This is a genomic window from Leifsonia sp. Soil_N53 (genome assembly GCF_057655165.1).
In genome coordinates this window covers 229,224-250,973 of record NZ_JBDGMM010000064.1, presented here as the reverse complement: position 1 = coordinate 250,973, position 21,750 = coordinate 229,224, and the positions used below count along the sequence as shown (strand labels likewise).

At 68.5% G+C, this 21,750-nt stretch carries 16 protein-coding genes; 11 read left to right on the top strand and 5 right to left on the bottom strand.

Annotation, left to right across the window (positions count from 1 at the left end; genetic code table 11):
- Positions 1 to 68 precede the first annotated feature (68 nt).
- The 5 genes from AC3A3H_RS14690 (at position 69) to AC3A3H_RS14670 (ending at position 8,655) form a co-directional block, all read left to right on the top strand.
- The gene (locus AC3A3H_RS14690) at positions 69 to 875 is read left to right on the top strand and encodes a TrmH family RNA methyltransferase (RefSeq protein WP_487615286.1); all 807 of its coding nucleotides are present in this window, start codon (positions 69 to 71) and stop codon (positions 873 to 875) included.
- Between the two features lie 61 nt (positions 876 to 936).
- Entirely contained in the window at positions 937 to 2,586 is a 1,650-nt protein-coding gene (locus tag AC3A3H_RS14685; protein WP_487615285.1) for a hypothetical protein, read from the top strand.
- 130 nt (positions 2,587 to 2,716) lie between these two features.
- A complete protein-coding gene (locus AC3A3H_RS14680) occupies positions 2,717 to 3,976 on the top strand; it encodes a D-alanyl-D-alanine carboxypeptidase family protein (RefSeq protein ID WP_487615284.1) in 1,260 nt (419 codons plus the stop codon).
- Positions 3,977 to 4,249: 273 nt separating this feature from the next.
- Positions 4,250 to 6,439: an acyltransferase family protein gene (locus AC3A3H_RS14675; protein ID WP_487615283.1), complete on the top strand. Its 2,190-nt coding sequence runs from the start codon at positions 4,250 to 4,252 to the stop codon at positions 6,437 to 6,439.
- 5 nt (positions 6,440 to 6,444) lie between these two features.
- Entirely contained in the window at positions 6,445 to 8,655 is a 2,211-nt protein-coding gene (locus AC3A3H_RS14670; RefSeq protein WP_487615282.1) for an acyltransferase family protein, read from the top strand.
- Positions 8,656 to 8,666: 11 nt separating this feature from the next.
- Here the strand turns inward: AC3A3H_RS14670 and AC3A3H_RS14665 are convergent, their stop codons facing one another.
- Positions 8,667 to 9,464 carry an SGNH/GDSL hydrolase family protein gene (locus AC3A3H_RS14665; RefSeq protein WP_487615281.1) on the bottom strand — a complete coding sequence of 266 codons (798 nt, stop codon included), beginning with the start codon at positions 9,462 to 9,464 and terminating at the stop codon, positions 8,667 to 8,669.
- 107 nt (positions 9,465 to 9,571) lie between these two features.
- Here AC3A3H_RS14665 and AC3A3H_RS14660 point away from each other — a divergent pair, with 107 nt between their 5' ends.
- Complete coding sequence (locus AC3A3H_RS14660) at positions 9,572 to 11,422, top strand: DEAD/DEAH box helicase (protein ID WP_487615280.1); 1,851 nt, start codon at positions 9,572 to 9,574, stop codon at positions 11,420 to 11,422.
- Positions 11,423 to 11,459: 37 nt separating this feature from the next.
- On the opposite strand, the gene gdhA is transcribed toward AC3A3H_RS14660, so the two are convergent.
- Positions 11,460 to 12,812: an NADP-specific glutamate dehydrogenase gene (gene gdhA, locus AC3A3H_RS14655; protein WP_487615279.1), complete on the bottom strand. Its 1,353-nt coding sequence runs from the start codon at positions 12,810 to 12,812 to the stop codon at positions 11,460 to 11,462.
- Positions 12,813 to 12,910: 98 nt separating this feature from the next.
- Here gdhA and AC3A3H_RS14650 point away from each other — a divergent pair, with 98 nt between their 5' ends.
- The 3 genes from AC3A3H_RS14650 (at position 12,911) to AC3A3H_RS14640 (ending at position 15,096) form a co-directional block, all read left to right on the top strand.
- The gene (locus tag AC3A3H_RS14650) at positions 12,911 to 13,465 is read left to right on the top strand and encodes a DUF2127 domain-containing protein (RefSeq protein WP_487615278.1); all 555 of its coding nucleotides are present in this window, start codon (positions 12,911 to 12,913) and stop codon (positions 13,463 to 13,465) included.
- 51 nt (positions 13,466 to 13,516) lie between these two features.
- Positions 13,517 to 14,239, top strand: a complete 723-nt coding sequence (locus tag AC3A3H_RS14645) for a VIT1/CCC1 transporter family protein (RefSeq protein WP_487615277.1) — start codon at positions 13,517 to 13,519, stop codon at positions 14,237 to 14,239.
- A gap of 77 nt (positions 14,240 to 14,316) precedes the next feature.
- The gene (locus AC3A3H_RS14640) at positions 14,317 to 15,096 is read left to right on the top strand and encodes an AMP nucleosidase (RefSeq protein ID WP_487615276.1); all 780 of its coding nucleotides are present in this window, start codon (positions 14,317 to 14,319) and stop codon (positions 15,094 to 15,096) included.
- Between the two features lie 47 nt (positions 15,097 to 15,143).
- Here AC3A3H_RS14640 and AC3A3H_RS14635 read toward each other — a convergent pair whose 3' ends face one another.
- The 3 genes from AC3A3H_RS14635 to AC3A3H_RS14625 all read right to left on the bottom strand — a co-directional run bounded on the left by AC3A3H_RS14635 (position 15,144) and on the right by AC3A3H_RS14625 (position 18,521).
- Positions 15,144 to 16,532 carry an NAD(P)/FAD-dependent oxidoreductase gene (locus AC3A3H_RS14635; RefSeq protein WP_487615275.1) on the bottom strand — a complete coding sequence of 463 codons (1,389 nt, stop codon included), beginning with the start codon at positions 16,530 to 16,532 and terminating at the stop codon, positions 15,144 to 15,146.
- 88 nt (positions 16,533 to 16,620) lie between these two features.
- Positions 16,621 to 18,036, bottom strand: coding sequence for an aspartate aminotransferase family protein (locus AC3A3H_RS14630; protein ID WP_487615274.1), 1,416 nt, complete (start codon positions 18,034 to 18,036; stop codon positions 16,621 to 16,623).
- Between the two features lie 2 nt (positions 18,037 to 18,038).
- A complete protein-coding gene (locus AC3A3H_RS14625) occupies positions 18,039 to 18,521 on the bottom strand; it encodes an Lrp/AsnC family transcriptional regulator (RefSeq protein ID WP_487615273.1) in 483 nt (160 codons plus the stop codon).
- Between the two features lie 89 nt (positions 18,522 to 18,610).
- Here AC3A3H_RS14625 and AC3A3H_RS14620 point away from each other — a divergent pair, with 89 nt between their 5' ends.
- Positions 18,611 to 20,068: a gamma-aminobutyraldehyde dehydrogenase gene (locus tag AC3A3H_RS14620; RefSeq protein ID WP_487615272.1), complete on the top strand. Its 1,458-nt coding sequence runs from the start codon at positions 18,611 to 18,613 to the stop codon at positions 20,066 to 20,068.
- A 124-nt stretch (positions 20,069 to 20,192) separates the two neighbouring features.
- A complete protein-coding gene (locus AC3A3H_RS14615) occupies positions 20,193 to 21,728 on the top strand; it encodes an APC family permease (protein ID WP_487615271.1) in 1,536 nt (511 codons plus the stop codon).
- Positions 21,729 to 21,750 lie beyond the last annotated feature (22 nt).

Sequence of the window (21,750 nt, the reverse complement as noted above, 5' to 3'; positions counted from 1 at the left end):
TCGTTCCTCCCCGAAGTCTAAACCGGCCGCTTTTCGAGTTTGTTTCCGGCTACTGGCAATCTGGACCTGTGCAGATCCATCGCGTGACCGACCTGACCGCCGACGGCCTCGCCGACTACTCCCGCCTCACCGACGTCGCGCTGCGGCGCGTGACCGAGCCGGAGGGCGGCCTCTACATCGCGGAGTCGACCAAAGTCATCACGCGCGCGCTCGCCGCCGGCCACCGCCCGCGCTCGGTGCTGCTGCAGGAGCAGTGGCTGGACGACGTCGCGCCGCTGCTGGCCGGATATCCCGAGGTGCCGGTGTTCGTGGGGGAGTCCGCGGTGCTGGAGCAGCTCACCGGCTACCACCTGCACCGCGGGGCGCTGGCGGCGATGCACCGTCCGGAGCTGCCCGACCCGCGCACGCTGCTGGAGGGGGCACGGCGGGTCGTGGTGTTGGAGGACATCGTGGATCACACGAACGTCGGGGCGATTTTCCGCAGCGTCGCAGGCCTCGGCGCCGACGCGGTACTGGTGAGCCCGCGCTGCGCGGACCCGCTCTACCGGCGCAGCGTGCGCGTGAGCATGGGCACCGTCCTCCAGGTGCCGTGGACGCGCATCCCGGAATGGGACGAGGCGGCGCCGCTGCTGCACGAGGCGGGGTTCGAGATCGCGGCGCTGGCCCTCGCGGACGACGCGGTCGGGCTGGACGAGTACGCCGCCCGCGCACCGGAGCGCGCGGCGCTCGTGTTCGGCTCGGAGGGCGACGGGTTGAGTCGACGAGCGCTCGCGTCCGCCGACACGGTGGTCACCATCCCGATGCTGCACGGGGTGGACTCGCTGAACGTGGCCTCCGCGAGCGCGGTGGCGCTGTGGGCGATGCGGGTGGGGTGAGGGCCGCGCCGCGGCGGAGGTTGGCGTTGTCCCGCAGATGATTGCGGATAACATTCTGCATATGGAAACAAACACACGCAGGCGAGCATTCCTTGGCGCGGCTGCCGCCGGTGTAGCGGGCTCTCTCGCGACTGCTGCGCCCGCCGCCGCTGTCGAAGAGACCATCCCCGCGAACGCGAAGGGCGCAGCCAACGGAGTCGCGCCGCTGGACGCAAAGAAGAAGGTGCCGATCGAGCACATTCCCACCGAAGACGGGAGGGCGCCGGCGTCGGTGGAGTCGCTGGTCATTCGAGCGCGTGATCGTTCGATCGGGCCAACGTGGGATACGGACCACTCCGAGAGAATCCAGGCCGCGGTCAACGAGGCAGCCGGTGCTGGTGCGCGGCTTGTGTTTCAGAAGGGGGTCTACAAGTGCAACAACATTCAGATCCCGAGCAATAGCTGGATCGGGAGCGTCGCGACTCCGCACTCATACTCCGGAACACCCCCAGTCCGAATCATCAATAAGGACGAAACGGACGCGCCGATCTTCTGGTGGGATGGCGTGGGGATACGAATCGAAGGTTTGACCTTCTGGGGAGGAATGAATAATGTCACAGGACCGCTGCTGCATCAGCGATCCGGGTTCGAGGTCCAGCTGGACAACGTCCAATTGCTCTCCAACTGGAAGGGACCTGCGTTCATCATCGACGCCGCGTCCAACTGCCGCTATGTCGATTTGCAGGTTCAGGAGTGTGGCACTGGGCTCTGGCCAGCCGTCATGATGAACCACGGAGACCATCCCTGGCGCGTCACGAGCGACACGAGAAGCAACACCAACGACTTCGATCGGCTCCGGATCGAACGCTCCGGCAATGTGGCGATGTCTGTCGGTATCGCTTCGTCGTGGGACAAAGGACCGGCGGAGTTCACGCGACTGAGTTATCCCCATTTCGAGACCGACGCCCGAACGGATGCCAAGGATGCTCTACTCCAGATCGGGAATGTCGAAAACTTCGATTTGGTCGCCCCAACGCTCACTGCCGGCCCCAGCGGCGCCATCGCCCATCTCGAGTCCGGGCACCCCGGGGCGACGCGAATCGATCCCGGTGGAATCGCGATTGTCGGCGGGACTCTGCTCGGAAGGTATCGCGCGCCAGCCAGGGACTTCAACACACGCGAGCTGATCAAGACCACGAATCCCTTCATGATCGACTTGAAGTCGGGCAACGGGTTCGCGATGTACGGCACCCGCGTCACCGGGTACAACAACGACGGAGTGGCGGTGCGGATCGGCGAGAACTACGGCCCGGATGTCCAGCTTCAGCCGCTCTTCCGCCAATGGGGTGCGTATCCGAAGGATGGGTCTGCCGGCCGTCTCGTGCTCGCAAGCGACGCACGCACCGGCATCTCGCCCGTCCCGAGGGTCGAGAGCCCTGCTGGTGATGGTGCCAAGGCCAGCGTGCAGGGCACCGATCGACGGGGGCGGATCGAGTTCGTCCCCGGAACAGGCGTGAAGACGGGAACGCAGTTCACGTTCTACTTCAATCGTACGTTCAGGCAGCGCCCGATCGTTTCGCTGACGCCGGAGAACGTCGGAGTCCTTTACCCTTCCGTCGACCCGATGCTCAAGAATGTATCGCCAACGTCCTTCCAGGTCGCATTCGCGACTGCGCCGGACCCCGGCAGAACGTACGCCTTCCACTACACGGTGCAAGAGCTGCAGGAATAGAGATCAGAAACGAGGCAGGGGACCCGGCGGTCGCGCAGGGTCCCCACAGCCTCCAAGCGCGGTGTCCGCCGTTGAGGGCCGCAGGCGCGTTCTCAGCGGATGCCTCGGTGCGCCCCCATAGAATCCGAGGGTGCCCCAGCAAGTCCTCGCCGATCCGCCGCGCCGTGTGAACCGCAGACAGGTCTACCGCCGCCGCAGGATCGTCGTCTTCGGAGTCGGGGGAGTGCTGTTGATCGCGCTGCTCTACCTGGTGGGCTCGATCATCACGCCGGTGCCCGCCACCGCAGCCGTCACTCAGCACGAGAAGTCTCTCACGCAGGCCGCGGCCCAGCTGAACTGGCCGGGCTACGGGGCGGCGGCGATCACCGCGCCGGACTATCCCGGCGCGACCGAGTCCCACGGCAGCGACGCCAGCATGCCGATCGCCAGCATGACCAAGACCATCACCGCCCTGGTCGTCCTCCAGGCCAAGCCGCTGGACGGCAACGCCGACGGGCCGAACATCTCGTTCACGCAGAAGGACGTCGACATCTGGCACGAGGTGGTCGCTGACGGCGGCTCGTGGGCACCGGTGCAGGCCGGCACGTCGATGACCGAGAAGCAGGCGCTGACGGCGATGCTGCTCCCATCCGCGAACAACTACGCCATCTCGCTCGCGAACTGGGCGTACGGCTCGACCTCCGCGTACGTCAAGGCGGCGAACGGCTGGCTGAAGGACAAGGGCTTCACCGGCACGAAGATCGTGACCCCGGACGGCCTCGACCCCGGCAACGTGAGCAGCACCAAAGACCTGATCGGCATCGGCAAGCTCGTGCTCGCCTCGCCCGTGCTCTCCGCGATCGTCTCGCAGAAGTCGGCGACGCTGCCGGGTGCGGGCGCGCAGGACAACACCAACGCGCTGCTCGGCGTGGACGGGGTGGACGGCATCAAGACCGGCAACACCGACCAGGCGGGATTCTGCCTGCTGTTCTCGGCGGAGGTGCCGGTCGGCAAAGAGAAGGTCCGTGTGCTCGGCGTGGTGCTGGGCGCCGCCGACCACGACACGCTGTGGGCGGGCGTGACGGGCCTGCTCACCAGCATGCAATCCGGCTTCCACGAGGTCTCAGCGGCGACGACGGGCCAGGTCTTCGGGTCGTACACGACGCCGTGGGGCGCGGCCTCCAACCTCGTCGCGACGGCCGGCCAGAGCTTCATCGTCTGGTCGGACACGCCGGTGGCGGTGGACCTGACCACGCGGCCGATCCAGTCGGGGTTCAAGGGCGACGTCGTCGGGCGGGTCACCTTCACGGTGAACGGGGCGGCGAAGACGGTGGACCTGGCGCTGGCGAAGGACGTGCCGGACCCGGGGTTCGGGTGGCGGTTGGCGCACCCGGGGGGACTGGGGCTCTAGGCGTCGTGTGATGTCCTCCGCGCGCCGGGCGGAGCGCGGGTGAGCGTCGGGGTGACCTGATTTCGCGGGATCGCGGTGCCCGTGCGGGAGTCACCCGATCGCGGCGAGTCGGCATCGCTCCGGAATTTAGCGTGTTGAAGTTCACCCACTTCCCGCTGAGGCCCCTTCATGACGTCAGATACCCGACCCCGCAGCCGTTCCGACTCCGGAGTTCGCCGCCGCTCCGGCAGCAAAGCAGGTGAACGACTGCAGGTCGCGCCGACGAAGAAGCGCATGGACGTGCAGGGGCTGCGCGCCCTCGCGGTCGGCCTGGTGATCCTGAACCACGCGTTCGAGTGGCCGGCCGGTGGGTTCATCGGGGTCGACATCTTCTTCGTCATCTCGGGTTTCTTGATGACGTCACTGCTGTATCGCGAGTACGAGCGCACGGGAACCATCAAGTTCCTCGCTTTCTACCGGCGTCGGATCCGTCGCCTGATCCCGGCGTCCGCCGCCGCCATCGCGGCCACTCTTGTCGGCGCGTTCTTCCTGTTCAGCTCCGGCCGGTTCATGACCACAGTGTGGGACGGCGTCGCCTCGCTGTTCTTCGTGTCGAACTGGCGGTTCGCTGCGGGACAGACGGACTACTTCGCACAGGGCGCGCAGACCTCGCCCTTGCAGCACTATTGGTCGCTGAGCCTCGAGGAGCAGTATTACCTGGTCTGGCCGCTCGGTGTCCTCGTCCTGGCACTGCTGGTCGCGCAGAACAGCCGACCGCGTGTCACTGCAGGACTCCTGTGCCTCCTGATCACCGCGGGTCTCTTCCTCGTCTCCGTGCAACTCACGCAAGCGGATATCGCCACCGCCTACTTCATCACCCCGGCCAGGCTGTGGGAACTCTCGGTCGGCGCCACCGTCGCGTTCTGCATGCCCTTTTTCGACCGACTGCCGGGGGTCCTGCGGCCAGCAGTCATGTTGCTGTCGCTCGCCGGTATGCTCGCGGCAGCTGCGATCACCCCTTCGAGCGAAGGTTTCCCTGCTCCGTGGGCGCTGGTGGCCGTCCTCAGTACAGCGACTTTCATCGCGTTCCCGTGGCGGCCGCGGACTTCGTGGATCAATCCGCTGGACAACCGCGTCCTCTCGCACCTCGGCGACATCTCCTACTCTCTGTACTTGTGGCATTTCCCAGCGCTCATCCTGATCACTGAGGCGTTCCGGGGTCTTCCGGGCGATAAGACGGCCGTCCCAGCGGTGGTGTCGATCGTGGTGACGTTGGTCGTGGCGGAGCTCTCGTTCCGGTTCGTCGAGGAGGGCGTGCGCCGGTCGCGCTGGCTCGAACCGACGAGGAAGCGCCGCAACCGGACGTCGCCCGTGAGAGCGGCTGCGATCGCTTCGGTGGCTGCTATGACGGTCGCTGCCGTCGGCCTGGCCTTCGTCGTGGACAGCCAGTCACGTGGTGGCGGCAATGCGGGCGATGCCTCGAAGGCGTCGCAACCTCCAGGCCCGACGGCGGATCCTGGGAGCGGGGACGCCCTCAAGACGATCCAAGCGGAGCTGAAGGCTGCGCTCGCGGAGACGTCGTGGCCGGAGACCGACCCCTCGTTCGACAGCATCATCGCGAAATACACGCGGGATGAAGCCACCAACGCCTGCTCCAACCAGGTCTACCCGGGCGTGGAGCAGTGCACGTGGGGAGATCCTATGGCCCCATACTCGGCCGCAATCGTCGGCGACTCGACGTCTGTGGCGTACGTACCGCTCCTCCGCGCGCTGGCGGACACGTCGAACGGCCAGTTGAAGGTCACGACGCTGGGCATGTACAGCTGCCCGTTCGTCGATGTGTCGACGGCGATGGCGATCCCGTCGTTTCAAGAGGCTTGCCCCGTGCGAAAGGCGCAGGCAGTCGACAACATCATCGCGCTGAAGCCGGATGTCCTGATCATCACCAACTCGTACCTCACCGAGAAGCACTACCCCGACGGCGGTGCAGTGACGCTCGCCGAATTCGGAAAGGGCTTGGACACCTACCTCCAGAAGGTCTCCCCGAGCGTCGGCACGATCGCTCTCGTCGCGCCTCCCATCGGCGACAAGGACATCCGGGAGTGCTACTCACCTCGCACCAGTCCCAAGGAGTGTGTTTCGAAGGTGGATAAGACCTGGAAGGCCCGCGCAGCGGCCGAGGCCAAATGGGCGAAGGCGGTGCCGAACGCCGTCTGGATCGATACACGAGAGCTCTTCTGCGTGCGCGGATCGTGCCCTGCGTTCTCCGCGGGCATCCCGGTCAAGTTCGATCGAGTGCACCTCACCGAGGAATACTCGCGGCATGTCGCCGGAGGAATGACCGAGCTCTTGGCCGCTGAGGGAGTCCGTCTCGTGGGCGTTGCCGGCACCGGCGATCCCACCGATCCCGTCACCCCGGAAGAACCCCAGGCACCGGCGGCCCTGCCCTCCGAAACCGCCTCGGCGCACCAGAAGCGAAGCTGAGGGACATGACTGCGACATCTCCAGCACCGTTGCGAGCGGAGGAGCGCCGGCGAACCCGTCCTTCGCGCTCACGCTCGGGGCCGGCGCCCGCCCAGCAGAACACGATCCGCCTCGATCTCCAGGGACTTCGGGCATTGGCGGTCGGGCTCGTGGTGCTGAATCACGCTTTCGAGTGGCCGGCCGGGGGATTCGTCGGCGTCGACATCTTCTTCGTCATCTCTGGGTTCCTGATGACCTCAGTGCTGCACCGCGAGTACGAACGCCATGGTCGAATCCGATTCCTCGCGTTCTACCGGCGCCGAATCCGGCGGCTGATCCCCGCGTCGGTCGCCGTCCTCGCGGTCACGGTCGTCGGGGCCTGGGCGCTGTTCAGTTCCGGCCGGTTTATCACCACGGTCTCGGATGCGGTCGCATCGTTATTCTTCGTGTCGAACTGGCGCTTTGCGGCGGCGTCGACCGACTACTTCGCGCAGGGGGCCCAGACATCGCCGCTCCAGCATTACTGGTCACTCAGTCTCGAAGAGCAGTATTACGTGGTCTGGCCGGCGGCGATCCTGCTCATCGCCCTGCTCACCGGTCGTACCGGTCGCCCTCGCGTCTTCGCGGCTCTCACGACGCTTGCGATCACGATCGGGCTTTTCGTCCTGTCTCTCCAGCTCACGCAAACGGACATCGGCACCGCGTACTTCATCACGCCGGCCCGGCTCTGGGAGCTCTCGGTCGGAGCGACCGTCGCGTTGTGCATGCCCTGGTTCTCCCGGCTGCCTTCGGTCGTCCGGCCGTTCATCTCGTTGATGGCGTTCGTCGGCATGATCGCGGCGGCCGTCGTCACGCCCTCCGACCACGGTTTCCCGGCTCCCTGGGCTGCGCTGGCAGTGCTCAGCACCGCCGCGTTCATCGCCTTTCCGTGGCAGCCGAAGCGCGCCTGGCTCAATCCCCTCGCCAACCCGTTCCTGGGTTACATCGGCGACATCTCGTATTCGCTCTACTTGTGGCACTTTCCGGCGCTCATCTTCGTCGCCGAGCTCGCTCGTGGAACGCCGAGTTACGGCACCCCGATACCCGCGCTCGAATCGATCGCTCTTTCGGTCCTGCTCGCCGCCCTGTCGTACGGTTTCATCGAGGAGCCAGTTCGTCGTTCGTCGTGGTTGGAGCCCCAGAAGAAGAAGAAGAAGAAGCGGCGGCGCGCGGCGAGCAAGACCAGGCGGATGCGGCTCGTAGCGTTGTCCGTCGCCGGCGCAATGGCGGTCGCCGCGATCGCAGCAAGTCTCATTGCAGACCGAGGCGCGCAGAACACCCCGGCTGAATCGGTGCCCACGGTGGCGGACGGGAGCACACCAGCGCCGAGCGGAGAAACGGCGATCCAATCCATCCAGACCGCGCTGACGGAAGCGTTGGCTGCGAAAACCTGGCCGGAACTCGCCCCGTCGATGGACAGCGTGCTCAGCGGCTATAAGCACGACCCCGCCGTGACCGCGTGCGGCGTGACCACACATCCGGGGATGGACGACTGCACCTGGGGAGCGCCCGACGCGGCGACGTCAGTCGCGATCGTCGGCGACTCCACGTCGATGGCATACGTCGCGATGCTGAGGGCGCTGGCAGACTCGTCGAACGGACGGATGAAGGCGACATCTCTCGGCATGTTCGGGAGCCCGTTCGTCGACATCCAGACTTCGAACAGCGTCGCCGAGGTCAAGAAGGCGTGCCCCGAGCACAAGGTCCGATCGATCGAGAACATCGCCACGCTCAAACCGGACGTGCTCCTGATCACCAACACCTATACCCCGTACAACACTGTCGATGGTGACCGTGTGACGGAGGACGCGTACCAGGCCGGCATGCGGTCATACCTGAACAAGGTGGCACCGAACGTCGGCAAGGTCGTGATGTTCGCACCCCCACCGTCGGACAAAGATGTGCGCGAGTGCTATTCGCCACGGGGCGCACCGAGCGATTGCGTCACGAAGGTGCAAACATATTGGCTTGAACGAGGAAAGCTTGAAAAGAGGCTCGCGGCCGAGGCGGGTGGGGTCTGGTTCGACCCTCGACCACTCGTCTGCGTCGAAGCGAGCTGCCCGGCGTTCGCCAGCGGACTGCCGACCAAGTTCGACCTGGTCCACCTCACCGACGAGTATTCGCGGCACGTCGCACCGGCTGCGCGGGCGCTCCTGTCCCGGGATGGCATCGACCTCTATGGATCGGACGACTCCTAGGACGCTCGCCCCTACTCCTCCTCCACCACCTCGATCACGAACGGCCCCGCCTGCGGCCGCTTCGGCAGCACATGGTCGCCCGACGACTGGTGCCGGATGCGCCTGAGCACCCACGGCACCAGGTACTCTCTCGCCCACGACAGGTCCTCCGCACGGGCCTGGCGCCAGGTGCGGGCCGGCAGCGGCTCCGGTTCCAGCGGCTGGAGGTCGTTCTGCACGTTGAGGGCCGCGAGCACCATCCGGGCGACCGTGTGGTGGCCGAGCGGGGCGAGGTGGAGGCGGTCGGGGGCCCACATCCGGACGTCCTGGATCTCGGTGAGCGACCACAGATCGGCCACGATCGCGTCGTACTTCGCGGCGACCGCGCGGATGTTCTCGTTGTAGATCGCGACCTTGCCGCGGATGCCGCGGAACACGGGGGAGAATCCGACATCCGCTCCTGTGAAGACCACAACCGTTGCACCTTCCGCGCTCAGGCGGCGCACCGCCTCGTCGAACAGCGAGGCGATCGCGTCCGGGTCGGTGCCGGGGCGGATCACGTCGTTGCCGCCCGCCGAGATGGTGATGAGGTCGGGGCGGAGGGCGACCGCCGCGTCGACCTGCTCGTCCAGGATCTGCTTGATCAGCTTGCCGCGCACCGCCAGGTTCGCGTAGGCGAAGTCGTCGGTCTTGCTGCTCAGCACCTCGGCCACTCGGTCGGCCCAGCCGCGGTGGCCACCGGGACTCAGCGGTTCCGGATCCCCGATGCCCTCGGTGAACGAGTCGCCGATCGCGACGTAGCGGGACCACGGATGCTGAACTTGGACCATCCCTCCATTCTGCATCCGGCGAGCGGCTGGACGGCGATTGTCAGGCGGCTCCGGTAGATTCGATCCAAGTGGAGACGAACGCAGCAGCCTTGCCCGATGAGCCCGGGGTGAGCGCTGGCGTACCCGCGGAGGCCGCCGAAGGCGACACCACAGCCGAGACCGCGACCGAGTTCTCGACCGGCGCGCGCGCCGGCAGTTTCGCCGCCGAGCACCTCTCCCCGTCGTTCCCCGAGCGCGCCGCCTGGGGCACCGCGGGCAAGCTCCGCGCCTGGCAGGCGGAGGCCCTCGACGCCTACTTCGTGAACGAGCCGCGCGACTTCCTCGCGGCGGCGACGCCTGGCGCAGGCAAGACCACGTTCGCGCTGCGGCTGGCGACGGAGCTGCTGTCCCGCCGCGTGATCGAGCGGGTCACCGTCGTCGCGCCGACCGAGCACCTGAAACGGCAGTGGGCGGAGGCCGCGGCCCGCGTCGGCCTCCACCTCGACCCCGACTTCCGCAACGCCGACGGCCGCTATGCCCGGCACTACAAGGGCGCGGCGGTCACCTACGCCCAGGTCGCCATGCGGCCGAGCCTGCACAAGGACATCACCGAGGCGTACCGCACCCTGGTCATCCTCGACGAGGTGCACCACGGCGGCGACGCACTGAGCTGGGGCGACGGGATCCGGGACGCGTTCGAGCGGGCCACACGGCGGCTGTCGCTGACCGGGACGCCGTTCCGGTCCGACACCGCGCCGATCCCGTTCGTCTCCTACCTGCCCGACCGGCAGGGCATCCGCACCTCGGTCACCGACTACAACTACGGCTACGGCCGCGCACTCAGCGACGGTGTCGTGCGCCCGGTGATCTTCATGGTCTACGCCGGGCACATGCGCTGGCGCACGAAGACCGGCGACGAGATGGAGGCGCGGCTCGGCGAGGGCAACACCAAGGACATCACCTCGCAGGCGTGGCGCACGGCGCTCGACCCGCGCGGCGAGTGGATCCCCGCCGTGCTGAGCGCAGCCGACCGCCGGCTCACGGAGGTGCGCAACTCCATCCCGGACGCCGGCGGCCTGGTGATCGCCACCGACCACTACACGGCGCGCGCGTATGCCGACCTCCTGCAGCAGCTCACCGGCGAGCCGGTCACCGTGGTGCTCTCCGACGAGAAGGAGGCCAGCGACCGGATCGCCGAGTTCTCGGCGGGCGAGTCGCGGTGGATGGTCGCCGTGCGGATGGTGTCGGAGGGGGTCGACGTGCCGCGGCTGGCGGTCGGCGTGTACGCGACCAGCGCCTCCACGCCGCTGTTCTTCGCCCAGGCGATCGGCCGTTTCGTGCGTGCGCGGCGCCGCGGCGAGACGGCGTCGGTGTTCCTCCCGAACGTCCCCACCCTGATGGCGCTCGCCAACGCGCTGGAGCTGGAGCGCGACCACGCACTGGACCGGCCGTCGGCGGAGGGCGGCGAGGGCGACCTCTGGAACCCGGAGGACGCCCTGGTCGCCGAGGCCAACAGGGAGGGCAAAGCGTCGGAGGCGCTGACCGAGCTGTTCACGTTCGAGGCGCTCGCGTCGGAGGCGAACTTCGACCGCGTCGTCTACGACGGGCGCGAGTTCGGCGGCTTCGCCGTGCCGGGCACCGACGAGGAGCTCGACTTCATCGGGCTCCCCGGAATCCTGGAGCCCGACCAGGTGCACGATCTCCTGCTGCAGCGCCAGCAGCGGCAGGCGCGCCGGCACGCGTCGCGGCCGGCCACGGCCGACGGGCACCCGCCTGCGACGCTGCATCGCACGCTCAAGGAGCAGCGCCAGCTGCTCAACAGCCTGGTCGGGCTGTACTCGAAGAACTCGGGGGAGCCGCACGGGCTCATCCACGCGGAACTGCGCCGCGTGTGCGGCGGCCCGGCGGTGGCGCAGGCGAGCGTCTCGCAACTGCAAGCGCGGATCGAATGGCTGCGCAAGCGGATCGGGCGCCACTAGCGCCCGCTGAACGCGGGCGCCCGATCCGGCCGAGGCGCTAGATGACCCCGAGCGCGAGCATGGCGTCGGCGACCCGGACGAAGCCCGCGACGTTCGCGCCGAGCACATAGTCGCCCGGGGCGTCGTACTGCTCCGCGGTCTCGGCGCAGCTGTCGTGGATCGAGGTCATGATCTCGTCCAGGCGCCGCTCCGCGTAGTCGAACGTCCAGGCATCCCGCGACGCGTTCTGCTGCATCTCCAGGGCGGAGGTCGCCACACCGCCCGCGTTCGCGGCCTTGCCCGGGGCGAACAGCACACCGGCCGCGCGCAGCACGTGCACCGCCTCCGGCGTGCACGGCATGTTGGCGCCCTCGACCACGGCGGCGACGCCGTTGCCCGCGAGCGTCGCCGCGGCGGTGGCGTCCAACTCGTTCTGCGTGGCGCAGGGGATGGCGACGTCGATCGGGGTCTGCGCGGCGATCGCCCAGATGTCGCCGTTCGCGCGGTACTCCGCCGACGGGCCGCGGCGGGAGGCGTACTCCGACAGTCGGCCGCGCTCAACCTCCTTGAGCTGACGGAGCAGCTCGAAGTCGATCCCGTCGCGGTCGTAGACGACGCCGGAGGAGTCCGAGCAGGCCACGACCGTGCCGCCGAGCCGGTGCACCTTCTGGATCGCGTACAGGGCGACGTTGCCGGAACCGGAGACGAGGACGCGCGCGCCCTCGAACGAGCGCCCGCGCGTGGCCAGCATCCGCTGGGCGAACACGACGGCGCCGAAACCGGTCGCCTCCGTGCGGACCAGCGAGCCGCCCCAGCCGACGCCCTTGCCGGTGAGCACGCCGGACTCGTAGCGGTTGGTGATGCGCTTGTACTGGCCGAACAGGTAGCCGATCTCGCGGCCGCCGACGCCGATGTCGCCCGCCGGCACGTCGGTGTATTCGCCGAGGTGCCGGTACAGCTCGGTCATGAACGACTGGCAGAACCGCATCACCTCGGCGTCGGAGCGGCCCTTCGGGTCGAAGTCGCTGCCGCCCTTGCCGCCGCCGATCGGGAGGCCGGTGAGTGCGTTCTTGAAGATCTGCTCGAAGCCGAGGAACTTCACTGTGCCGAGCGTGACGCTCGGGTGGAAGCGCAGCCCGCCCTTGTACGGGCCGAGCGCCGAGTTGAACTCCACCCGGAAGCCCCGGTTGACCAGGATGTTCCCCTCGTCGTCGGTCCACGGCACCCGGAAGATCAGCTGCCGCTCGGGCTCGGTGATGCGCTCCAGCACGGCCGCCTCGGCGTAACGCGGGTTCGCCTGGATGACCGGGTCCAACGAGCCGAGCACCTCTCGCGCGGCCTGATGGAATTCCGGCTCGCCGGCGTTGCGGCGGAGGACGTCGTCCAGAAGGGAGGAGAGCAGGGGAGTCACACGCAGGCCTTTCTGTTACGTAAGATTTCTGAGTCTACTCTCATGGAACCGACCGGCTTCGCCATGGGGGCGACCTCGTCCGGTGGTTCGATGGGGGGATGAGCACCGAGCGCGACGCCGAGCACGGCACCGTCGACCGCCGGGAGCGGGCCCTGGAGATCCTCTTCCGCGTCACCCTGGTGCTGAAGGGCGTGGACGGCGTGCTCGAACTGATCGGGGGCGTCCTGCTGCTGTTCCTGACGCCGCAGCGGATGAACGCGGTCGTCGTCTTCCTCACCCAGCACGAGCTCGGTGAGGACCCGAACGACCCGGTCTCCAATTGGATCGTCCACTTCGGCCACACCCTCACCGGCTCCGCGACCCTGTTCGGCGCGGTCTACCTGCTGCTGCACGGCATCGTGAAGGTCGTGCTGGTCTGGGCGGTGCTGAGGGAGCAGCTCTGGGCCTACCCGTGGATGATCGGCTTCCTCGCCGTCTTCATCGGCTGGCAGACCTGGGAGCTGGCACGGCACTTCAGCTGGGGGATGGTCGCCCTGACCGCGTTCGACGTGTTGATCGTGGCACTGACCGTGCACGAGTACCGCGTGCAGCGGCGGCTGCGGGAGGCCAAGCGCGCGGACGCGGGCGATCCCGCGGTGCCGGACGCGGGTTAGGTTCGGCTCTGCTTGCTGGCGGGACGGCCGCCGCCTTCCTAGGCTGACGCTATGACCGCGGAGACCGTGAACGGACGACATCCCGACGAACCGCACCGCGAGGGGCTCGCGCAACGGCTCAACTGGCTGAGAGCCGGAGTGCTCGGCGCCAACGACGGCATCGTGTCCGTCGCCGCCGTGGTGGTCGGCGTCGCGAGCGCCACGTCCTCCATCGCGGCGATCCTGACCGCGGGACTCGCCGCGCTCGTAGGCGGTGCGATCTCCATGGCGCTCGGCGAGTACGTGTCGGTGAGCAGCCAGCGCGACAGCGAGCACGCGCTCATCGCGAAGGAGCGCCGCGAGCTGGCCGAGATGCCCGAGCAGGAGCTCGCGGAGCTCACCGGCCTGTACCAGGCGAAGGGACTGAAGCCGGAGACCGCGCGCCAGGTCGCGATCGAGCTCACCGAGCACGACGCGCTGGCAGCCCACCTCTCCGCCGAGCTCGGCATCGACCAGGATGACGTCGTGAGCCCCTGGCACGCGGCCATCGCGTCCGCGATCGCGTTCACGATCGGCGGCATCCTCCCGCTGCTGACGATCCTGACGCCGGCGGACATCCGCATCCCGCTGACCTTCGTGGTCGTGCTGATCGCGCTGGCTGCGACCGGGTACGTCGCGGCGTGGATCGGCGGCGCCTCGCGCGGCCGGGCGATGCTGCGGGTCGTCATCGGCGGCGCTCTGGCGCTGGCGGCGACGTTCGCGATCGGCGCGCTGCTCGGGACGACGGTCGTCTAGCCGTGGAGGGTGAGATGGGCGCGATTCCGGACATGAGTGCGATGCCGGAGCGGGGCGGGATGCCGGATCGTGGTGGGATGAAGGAGAAGCGGGAGATCGTCCGGGACTGGCTCCCGCGCTACACGGGGACGCCGTTGGAGGAGTTCGGCGAGCACATCCTGCTCACCAACTTCGGCGACTACGTCTACCGGTTCGCGGAATGGTACGGAGCAGAGGTGCGCGGCACCGACCGTTCGATGCCGAACGCGACGGCCGACGGCATCACCATGATCAACTTCGGCATGGGCAGCCCGAACGCGGCGACGATCATGGACCTGCTGAGCGCGGTGAGCCCGAAGGCGGCGCTCTTCCTGGGCAAGTGCGGCGGGGTCAAGAAGAAGAACCGGCTCGGCGACCTGGTGCTCCCGATCGCGGCCATCCGCGGCGAGGGCACCTCCAACGACTACCTGCCGCCCGAGGTCCCCGCGCTGCCGGCGTTCCAGCTCCAGCGCGGTGTCTCCACCAGCATCCGCGACGCGGGCTACGACTACTGGACGGGCACGGTCTACACGACGAACCGGCGGGTCTGGGAGCACGACGACACGTTCAAGACCTACCTGCGGCAGACCCGGTGCATGGCGGTCGACATGGAGACCGCGACCATCTTCGCGGCGGGCTTCGCCAACCACATCCCGAGCGGCGCGCTGCTGCTGGTCTCCGATCAGCCGATGGTCCCGGAGGGCGTCAAGACGGCCGAGAGCGACCGCAGCGTCACGGCCCAGTTCGTCGAACGGCACATCCGGATCGGCGTGGAGGCTCTGCGCCTCGTCCGCCGCAACGGCCGCAGCGTCAGGCACCTGCGGTTCGAGGACGCGTAACGCCACCCCCTTCTGCCCCTCGGGGATGGGTGAGGGTGTGAGTGCGGTCAGTGGCCGGTGAGTGGCGCCATCGCGCGCGCGATGAGCGACCCGCGTCCGGTCGCGCGCTCTTCCAGGTCGGCGCCCTCCATCGCGACGAGGCCCGCGTTGGCGCCGAGGAAGCGCAGCGGCTCCGGCTCCCAGCGTGGTGAGCGGTGGCCGACCCAGGGGAGCTCCGTGAGCGCGGTGCGCCGATCCGCGATCAGGTCGGCGAGGGTGCGGCCGGCGAGGTTCGTGGTGCTCAGGCCGTCGCCGACGTACCCGCCGGCCCACGCTTCCCGGTGGTCGCGGTCGAGCCCGACGGCGGCGTGCCAGTCGCGCGGGACGCCCAGCGGGCCGCCCCAGTGGTGGGTGATGCGCACGCCGGCGACCGCGGGGAACAGCTCGCCGAGCGTCCGGACGAGGTGGCTGCGGACCCGGGGCGAGCGGTCGTAGGAGGTGTGGATCGCGCTGCCCAGGTGGTAGCGGGCGCCGCGGCCACCGAACGCGATCCGGTTGTCCGCCGTGCGCTGGCCGTAGACGATCAGGTGGCGGAAGTCGGCGAAGGTCTGGCCGTGCTCGATGCCGATGCGGTCCCAGACCGCGTCGGACAGCGGCTCCGTCGCGATCATCAGGGAGTACAGCGGGAGGATGCTCCGCCCGACCTGGGGGAGCTGCGAGCCGTAGCCCTCGGTGGCGTTCACGACCGTGCCGGCCGTCACCGTGCGCTCGGCGTCGCCGACCCGCACCCGGACGACGCCGTCCCGCCAGCCGACGACTTCCGTGCCCTCGGCGATGGTCGCCCCGCGGCGCTCGACCGCCCGGGCGAGCCCGCGCACGAGCTTGGCGGGGTGGACGCGCGCGCACGCGGGCGTGATCGTGGCGGCCACGGCATCCGGCACCCCGTAGCGGGCCTGGACGGTCTCGGTGCCGGCCAGGGCGACCCGGTCGACGCCGAACTCCTCCGACTCGGCGAACTCGGCCTGCGCGGCCGCGAGCTGCACGCGGTCCCGGGCGAACGTGACCGTGCCGCCGCGGGCGAAGTCGCAGTCGATGTCCTCCGCGGCGGCGACCCGGCCCACCTCGTCCACGGTGTCGACCATCGCCTGCCGCTGCGCGACCGCGGCCTCCCGGCCGTAGCGCGAGGCGAGGGCGGACGCCGACCACGGGAACAGCGCGGAGCACCAGCCGCCGTTGCGGCCCGACGCCCCGAAGCCGGCGATCTCGCGCTCCAGCAGCAGGATCCTCAGGCCGGGGTCGAGCTCCAGCAGGTAGTAGGCGGTCCAGAGCCCGGTGAGGCCGGCGCCGACGATCGCCACGTCCACCGTGGTGTCGTCGGCCAGCGCGGGGCGGGGTCGGAAGCCGTCCTCGGCCTCGGCGATCGAGTCGAACCAGAAGCCGACACTGCGGTAGTCCACGTCACTCCTCAACACGTCACGGAAAAAGAGAACGAGTCCGCGCCCGCAGTACTGGTGCGGTGCGCGGACTCGTTCGCTGGTGCTTCGCTTACAGGTGGTTGCTCGCCTCGGAGAGCACCGACTCCAGGATCTGCCGGATCTCGACGAATTCGTCCGGGCCGATGGTCAGCGGCGGGGCGAGCTGGACGACGGGGTCGCCACGGTCGTCGGCGCGGCAGTACAGGCCGGCGTCGTACAGCGCCTTGGAGAGGAAGCCACGCAGCAGCCGCTCGGACTCGTCGTCGTTGAACGTCTCCTTGGTCGCCTTGTCCTTCACCAGCTCGATGCCGAAGAAGTAGCCGTCGCCGCGGACGTCGCCGACGATCGGGAGGTCGAGCAGCTTCTCCAGCTCGGCGCGGAACAGCGGCGAGTTCTCACGGACCCGCTCGTTGAGGCGCTCCTCCTCGAAGATGTCGAGGTTCGCCAGCGCCACAGCGGCGGACACCGGGTGACCGCCGAATGTGTAGCCGTGGTAGAACGACGTGTTACCGTGCTTGAAGGGCTCGTAGATCCGGTCGCTGATGATCGTCGCGCCGATGGGGGAGTACCCGGAGGTCATGCCCTTCGCGCAGGTGATCATGTCCGGCACGTAGCCGTACTGGTCGCAGGCGAACATGTGGCCGATGCGGCCGAACGCGCAGATGACCTCGTCGCTGACCATCAGCACGTCGTACTTGTCGCAGATCTCGCGCACCCGCTGGAAGTAGCCGGGAGGCGGCGGGAAGCAGCCGCCGGAGTTCTGCACCGGCTCCAGGAAGATCGCCGCGACGGTCTCGGGACCCTCGAACTGGATCATCTCCTCGATGCGGTTCGCGGCCCAGACGCCGAAGGCCTCGACATCGTCGGTCGGGGCGCCCATCTCGCCTGCGCGGTAGAAGTTGGTGTTCGGGACGCGGAACCCGCCGGGGGTCAGCGGCTCAAACATCTCCTTCATGGCCGGGATGCCGGTGATCGCCAGCGCGCCCTGCGGGGTGCCGTGGTACGCGACGGCGCGGGAGAGGACCTTGTGCTTGGTCGGGCGGCCCTGCAGCTTCCAGTAGTACTTGGCCAGCTTGAACGCGGTCTCGACGGCCTCGCCGCCTCCGGTGGAGAAGAACACCCGGTTGAGGTCGCCGGGCGCGTAGTGCGCGAGGCGGTCGGCGAGCTCGATCGCGTTGGGGTGGGCGTAGGACCAGATCGGGAAGAAGGCGAGCTGCTCGGCCTGCTTGGCCGCGACCTCGGCCAGGCGCTTGCGGCCGTGGCCCGCGTTCACGACGAACAGGCCGGAGAGGCCGTCGATGTAGCGCTTTCCGTGGTCGTCCCAGATGTGGTGGCCCTGGCCGCGCGTGATGATCGGGACGCCGTGGCCCTCCTCCATCACCGACTGGCGTGCGAAGTGCATCCAGAGGTGGTCGCGTGCCTTCGCCTGCAGGTCTGCCTCATCGGGTGTGATGGGCTCGCCGAACGTTTCAACGGTTGTCGTCATGGTTATCGCGTTCCCCAGTTGTAGAACTGTTTGTGGAGTTTGAGATACACGAACGTCTCGGTGGAGAGCACTCCCTCGAGCGTCCGGATCTCGGAGTTGAGCATGGTGATGAGGTCGAGGTCGTTCTCGCACACGACCTCCGCGAGGATGTCGTACGTGCCGGCCGTGAGGACCACGTAGTCCACAGCCGGCATCGCCGCGAGCTGGTCGGCGATCACGAGAGTGTCGCCGGTGACGCGCACGCCGATCATCGCCTGGCGGTAGAAGCCGAGCTGCATCGGATCGGTCACCGCCACGATCTGCATCACCCCCGACTCGGTCAGCTTCTGCACGCGCTGCCGGACCGCCGCCTCGCTGAGACCGACGGCCTTGCCGATCTCCGCGTAGGACTTGCGGCCGTCCACCTGCAACTGCTCGATGATCGCCTTGGAGACGTCGTCGATGACCGGGGCCTTCGTGCCATTCGTTGCCCGAGGGGTACTCATGGAGCGATTCTGTCAGTGGCGGGGCGGTCTAGCAAGCGAATCCGCACATTCCTGCCCGATTGACCGACGAAATCAGTAGACTCCCCGGCATGAGTTCACCGATGAGCACGACAATCGCACCCGAACTGAAGAACTTCGTCAACGGTGCGCCCGCCGACGCACGCGGCAGCGCGAGCATCCCGCTGATCGATCCGGCGACCGAAGACGTGTACGCCACCGCACCCGTGTCGACGGCCGAGGACGTCGCCGACGCCTACCGCGCGGCCCAGGCGGCGTTCGAGGAGTGGGGGAGCAGCACCCCCGGCGAGCGCCAGCTCGCGCTGTTCCGGATCGCCGACGCGATGGAGGAGCGCGCAGAGGAGTTCGCCGACGCCGAGTCGCAGGACACCGGCAAGCCCCGCGCGACCCTCGTCGAGGACGAGATCCTGCTGTCAGTGGACCAGATCCGCTTCTTCGCCGGCGCCGCCCGCAACCTGGAGGGCCGCTCGGCCGGCGAGTACCTGAAGGACCACACCTCGATGATCCGCCGCGAGCCGATCGGCGTGGTCGGCCAGGTGACGCCGTGGAACTATCCCCTCAACATGGCCGTGTGGAAGTTCGCGCCGGCGCTCGCCGCGGGCAACACGACCGTGCTGAAGCCCTCGGACACCACGCCGCTGTCGACGCTGCTGCTGGCGGAGGTCGCGAGCGAGTTCCTCCCGGCCGGCGTCCTCAACGTCGTGCTCGGCGACCGCAGCACCGGCGCCGCCATGATCGACCACCCCATCCCGCAGCTCGTGTCGATCACGGGGTCGGTGCGCGCGGGCATGGAGGTCGCCCGCGCAGCCTCCTCCGACCTCAAGCGCGTGCACCTCGAGCTCGGCGGCAAGGCTCCCGTGATCGTGTTCGACGACGCCGACATCGAACGGGCGGTCGAGGGCATCGTCGCGGCCGGCTACTTCAACGCCGGCCAGGACTGCACCGCCGCCACCCGCCTCCTGGTGCAGGAGGGCGTGCACGACGAGTTCGTGGCCGCTCTCGCCCAGTACGCGCGCAGCAACGCGCGCACCGGGGCGCCGCGCGAGGACGGCATCCTCTACGGTCCGCTCAACAACGCGAACCAGCTCGCACAGGTCAGCGGCTTCGTCGATCGGCTGCCCGACCACGCGAACGTCGAGCTCGGCGGCCGCCGCCAGGGCGACCGCGGCTACTTCTGGGAGGCCACGATCGTCTCCGGCCTGCGGCAGGACGATGACGCGGTGCAGAACGAGATCTTCGGCCCGGTGCAGACCGTGCAGCGGTTCACCGACGAGGCGGAGGCGCTGCGCTGGGCGAACGGCGTGCGGTACGGCTTGGCCTCGTCGGTGTGGACGAAGGACCACGGACGGGCGATGCGGTTCGCGAAGGGCCTCGACTTCGGCTGCGTGTGGATCAACACGCACATCCCGATCGTGGCCGAGATGCCGCACGGCGGGTTCAAGCACTCGGGGTACGGCAAGGACCTGTCGATGTACGGGTTCGAGGACTACACGCGCATCAAGCACGTCATGTCGTACATCGGCGAGTGAGCGCGAGCGGATGAGCGACACGCCGCCGGAGTTAAAACATCCTGTCCTATAGGTATTCGGGTCGCGCCTCCGTTACGCTGCCTCAACACACATCGTCGTGTGCGGCTGACCCGGAAGGCATTCGATGTCTGCAGAACCCTCGTCCTCGGCCCATCTGGAGGACGGCGAGCATCTCGCCGTCCTCGGCTACGAGGACTCCTTCAACCGGTCCATGACCCTGTGGGCCAACTTCGCTCTCGGCTTCACGTACCTCTCGCCGCTCGTCGGCGTGTACTCGTTGTTCGCCGTCGCCCTGGCCACGGGAGGACCGCCCTCCATCTGGTGGATCGTCATCGTCGGCGCCGGACAGTTCCTGGTGTCGCTCGTCTTCGGGGAGGTGGTCTCGCAGTACCCCATCCACGGCGGCATCTACCCGTGGGCGCGGCGGCTGTGGGGCCGGCGCTACGCGTGGATGGCGGCCTGGGTCTACATCTGGGCCATGATCGTGACGATCACCGCGGTGGCGGAGTACGGCAGCGGCTTCCTCGCCAGCCTGTTCGGCCTGCCTGGCACCAAGGAGGTCACCTTCGGGCTGACCGTGCTGCTGCTCGTGGTCGCGCTCGGCCTCAACTTCACGGGCACGAAGACGCTCGCCACGGTCGCCCGCATCGGGCTGTCGGCGGAGCTCATCGGCGTCATCGCCGTGGGCCTCTACCTGCTGATCTTCCAGCGCAAGCAGCCGTTCTCGGTGTTCTTCGACACGATGGGCGTCGAGGGCCACGGCTCGTACCTGGTGGCCTTCCTCGGCGCGGCGCTGGCCGGGCTGTTCCTGTTCTACGGGTTCGAGGCGTGCGGCGACGTCGCCGAGGAGGTCGCGAATCCGGCCAGGCGCATCCCGCTCGCCATGATGATGACGATCCTGGTCGGCGGCGTGTCCGCGCTGTTCGCGTTCGGCGGCTACGTGCTGGCGGCTCCCGACCTGGCGAAGATCGTCGCGGGCAAGGATGTCGACCCGATCCCGGAGATCCTGCAGTCGGCGCTCGGCGATGTCGGGGCGAAGATCTTCCTCGTCGTCGCGGTGACCGCGTTCCTGTCCTGCGTGCTCAGCCTGCAGGCGGCCGCGAGCCGGCTGCTGTTCTCGTTCGCGCGCGACGGGATGATCCCGGCGCACCGCTGGCTGGCGAAGGTGTCGCCGCGCACCAAGGTGCCGGTGAACGCCCTGATCGTGGCGTGCAGCATCCCCGTGCTGATCAGCCTGATCGTCTACCTCGGGCCGGACGGCCTGATCACGCAGGTGACGGCGTTCGCGGTGCTCGGCATCTACGTCGCGTTCCAGTCGGTGGTGCTGGCGTCGCTGCGGCAGCGGGTGAAGGGCTGGCGCCCAGCCGGGCCGTTCTCGCTGGGCCGCGGCGGGATGCTCGTCAACGTCCTGGCGCTCGCCTACGGGATCTTCGCGATGGTGCTGCTGGCCTGGCCGACGAGCACGGGCAACTGGTTCAACGACTGGATCGTGCTCATCGGGTTCGGGATCGTCGCGGGCGCCGGCCTGCTGTACCTGTTCCTGGCACGGCCCGACCGCGCGTCGGATGCGCCGGCGGGCGACGCCATCCACGTGGCGGAACTGCTGCGGGCGCGCCGCGCGGTGCCCACCGCTTCGGCGGAGCCGGCCCCGGCCGACTGACCGCGCACACGCTCGCGCCCGC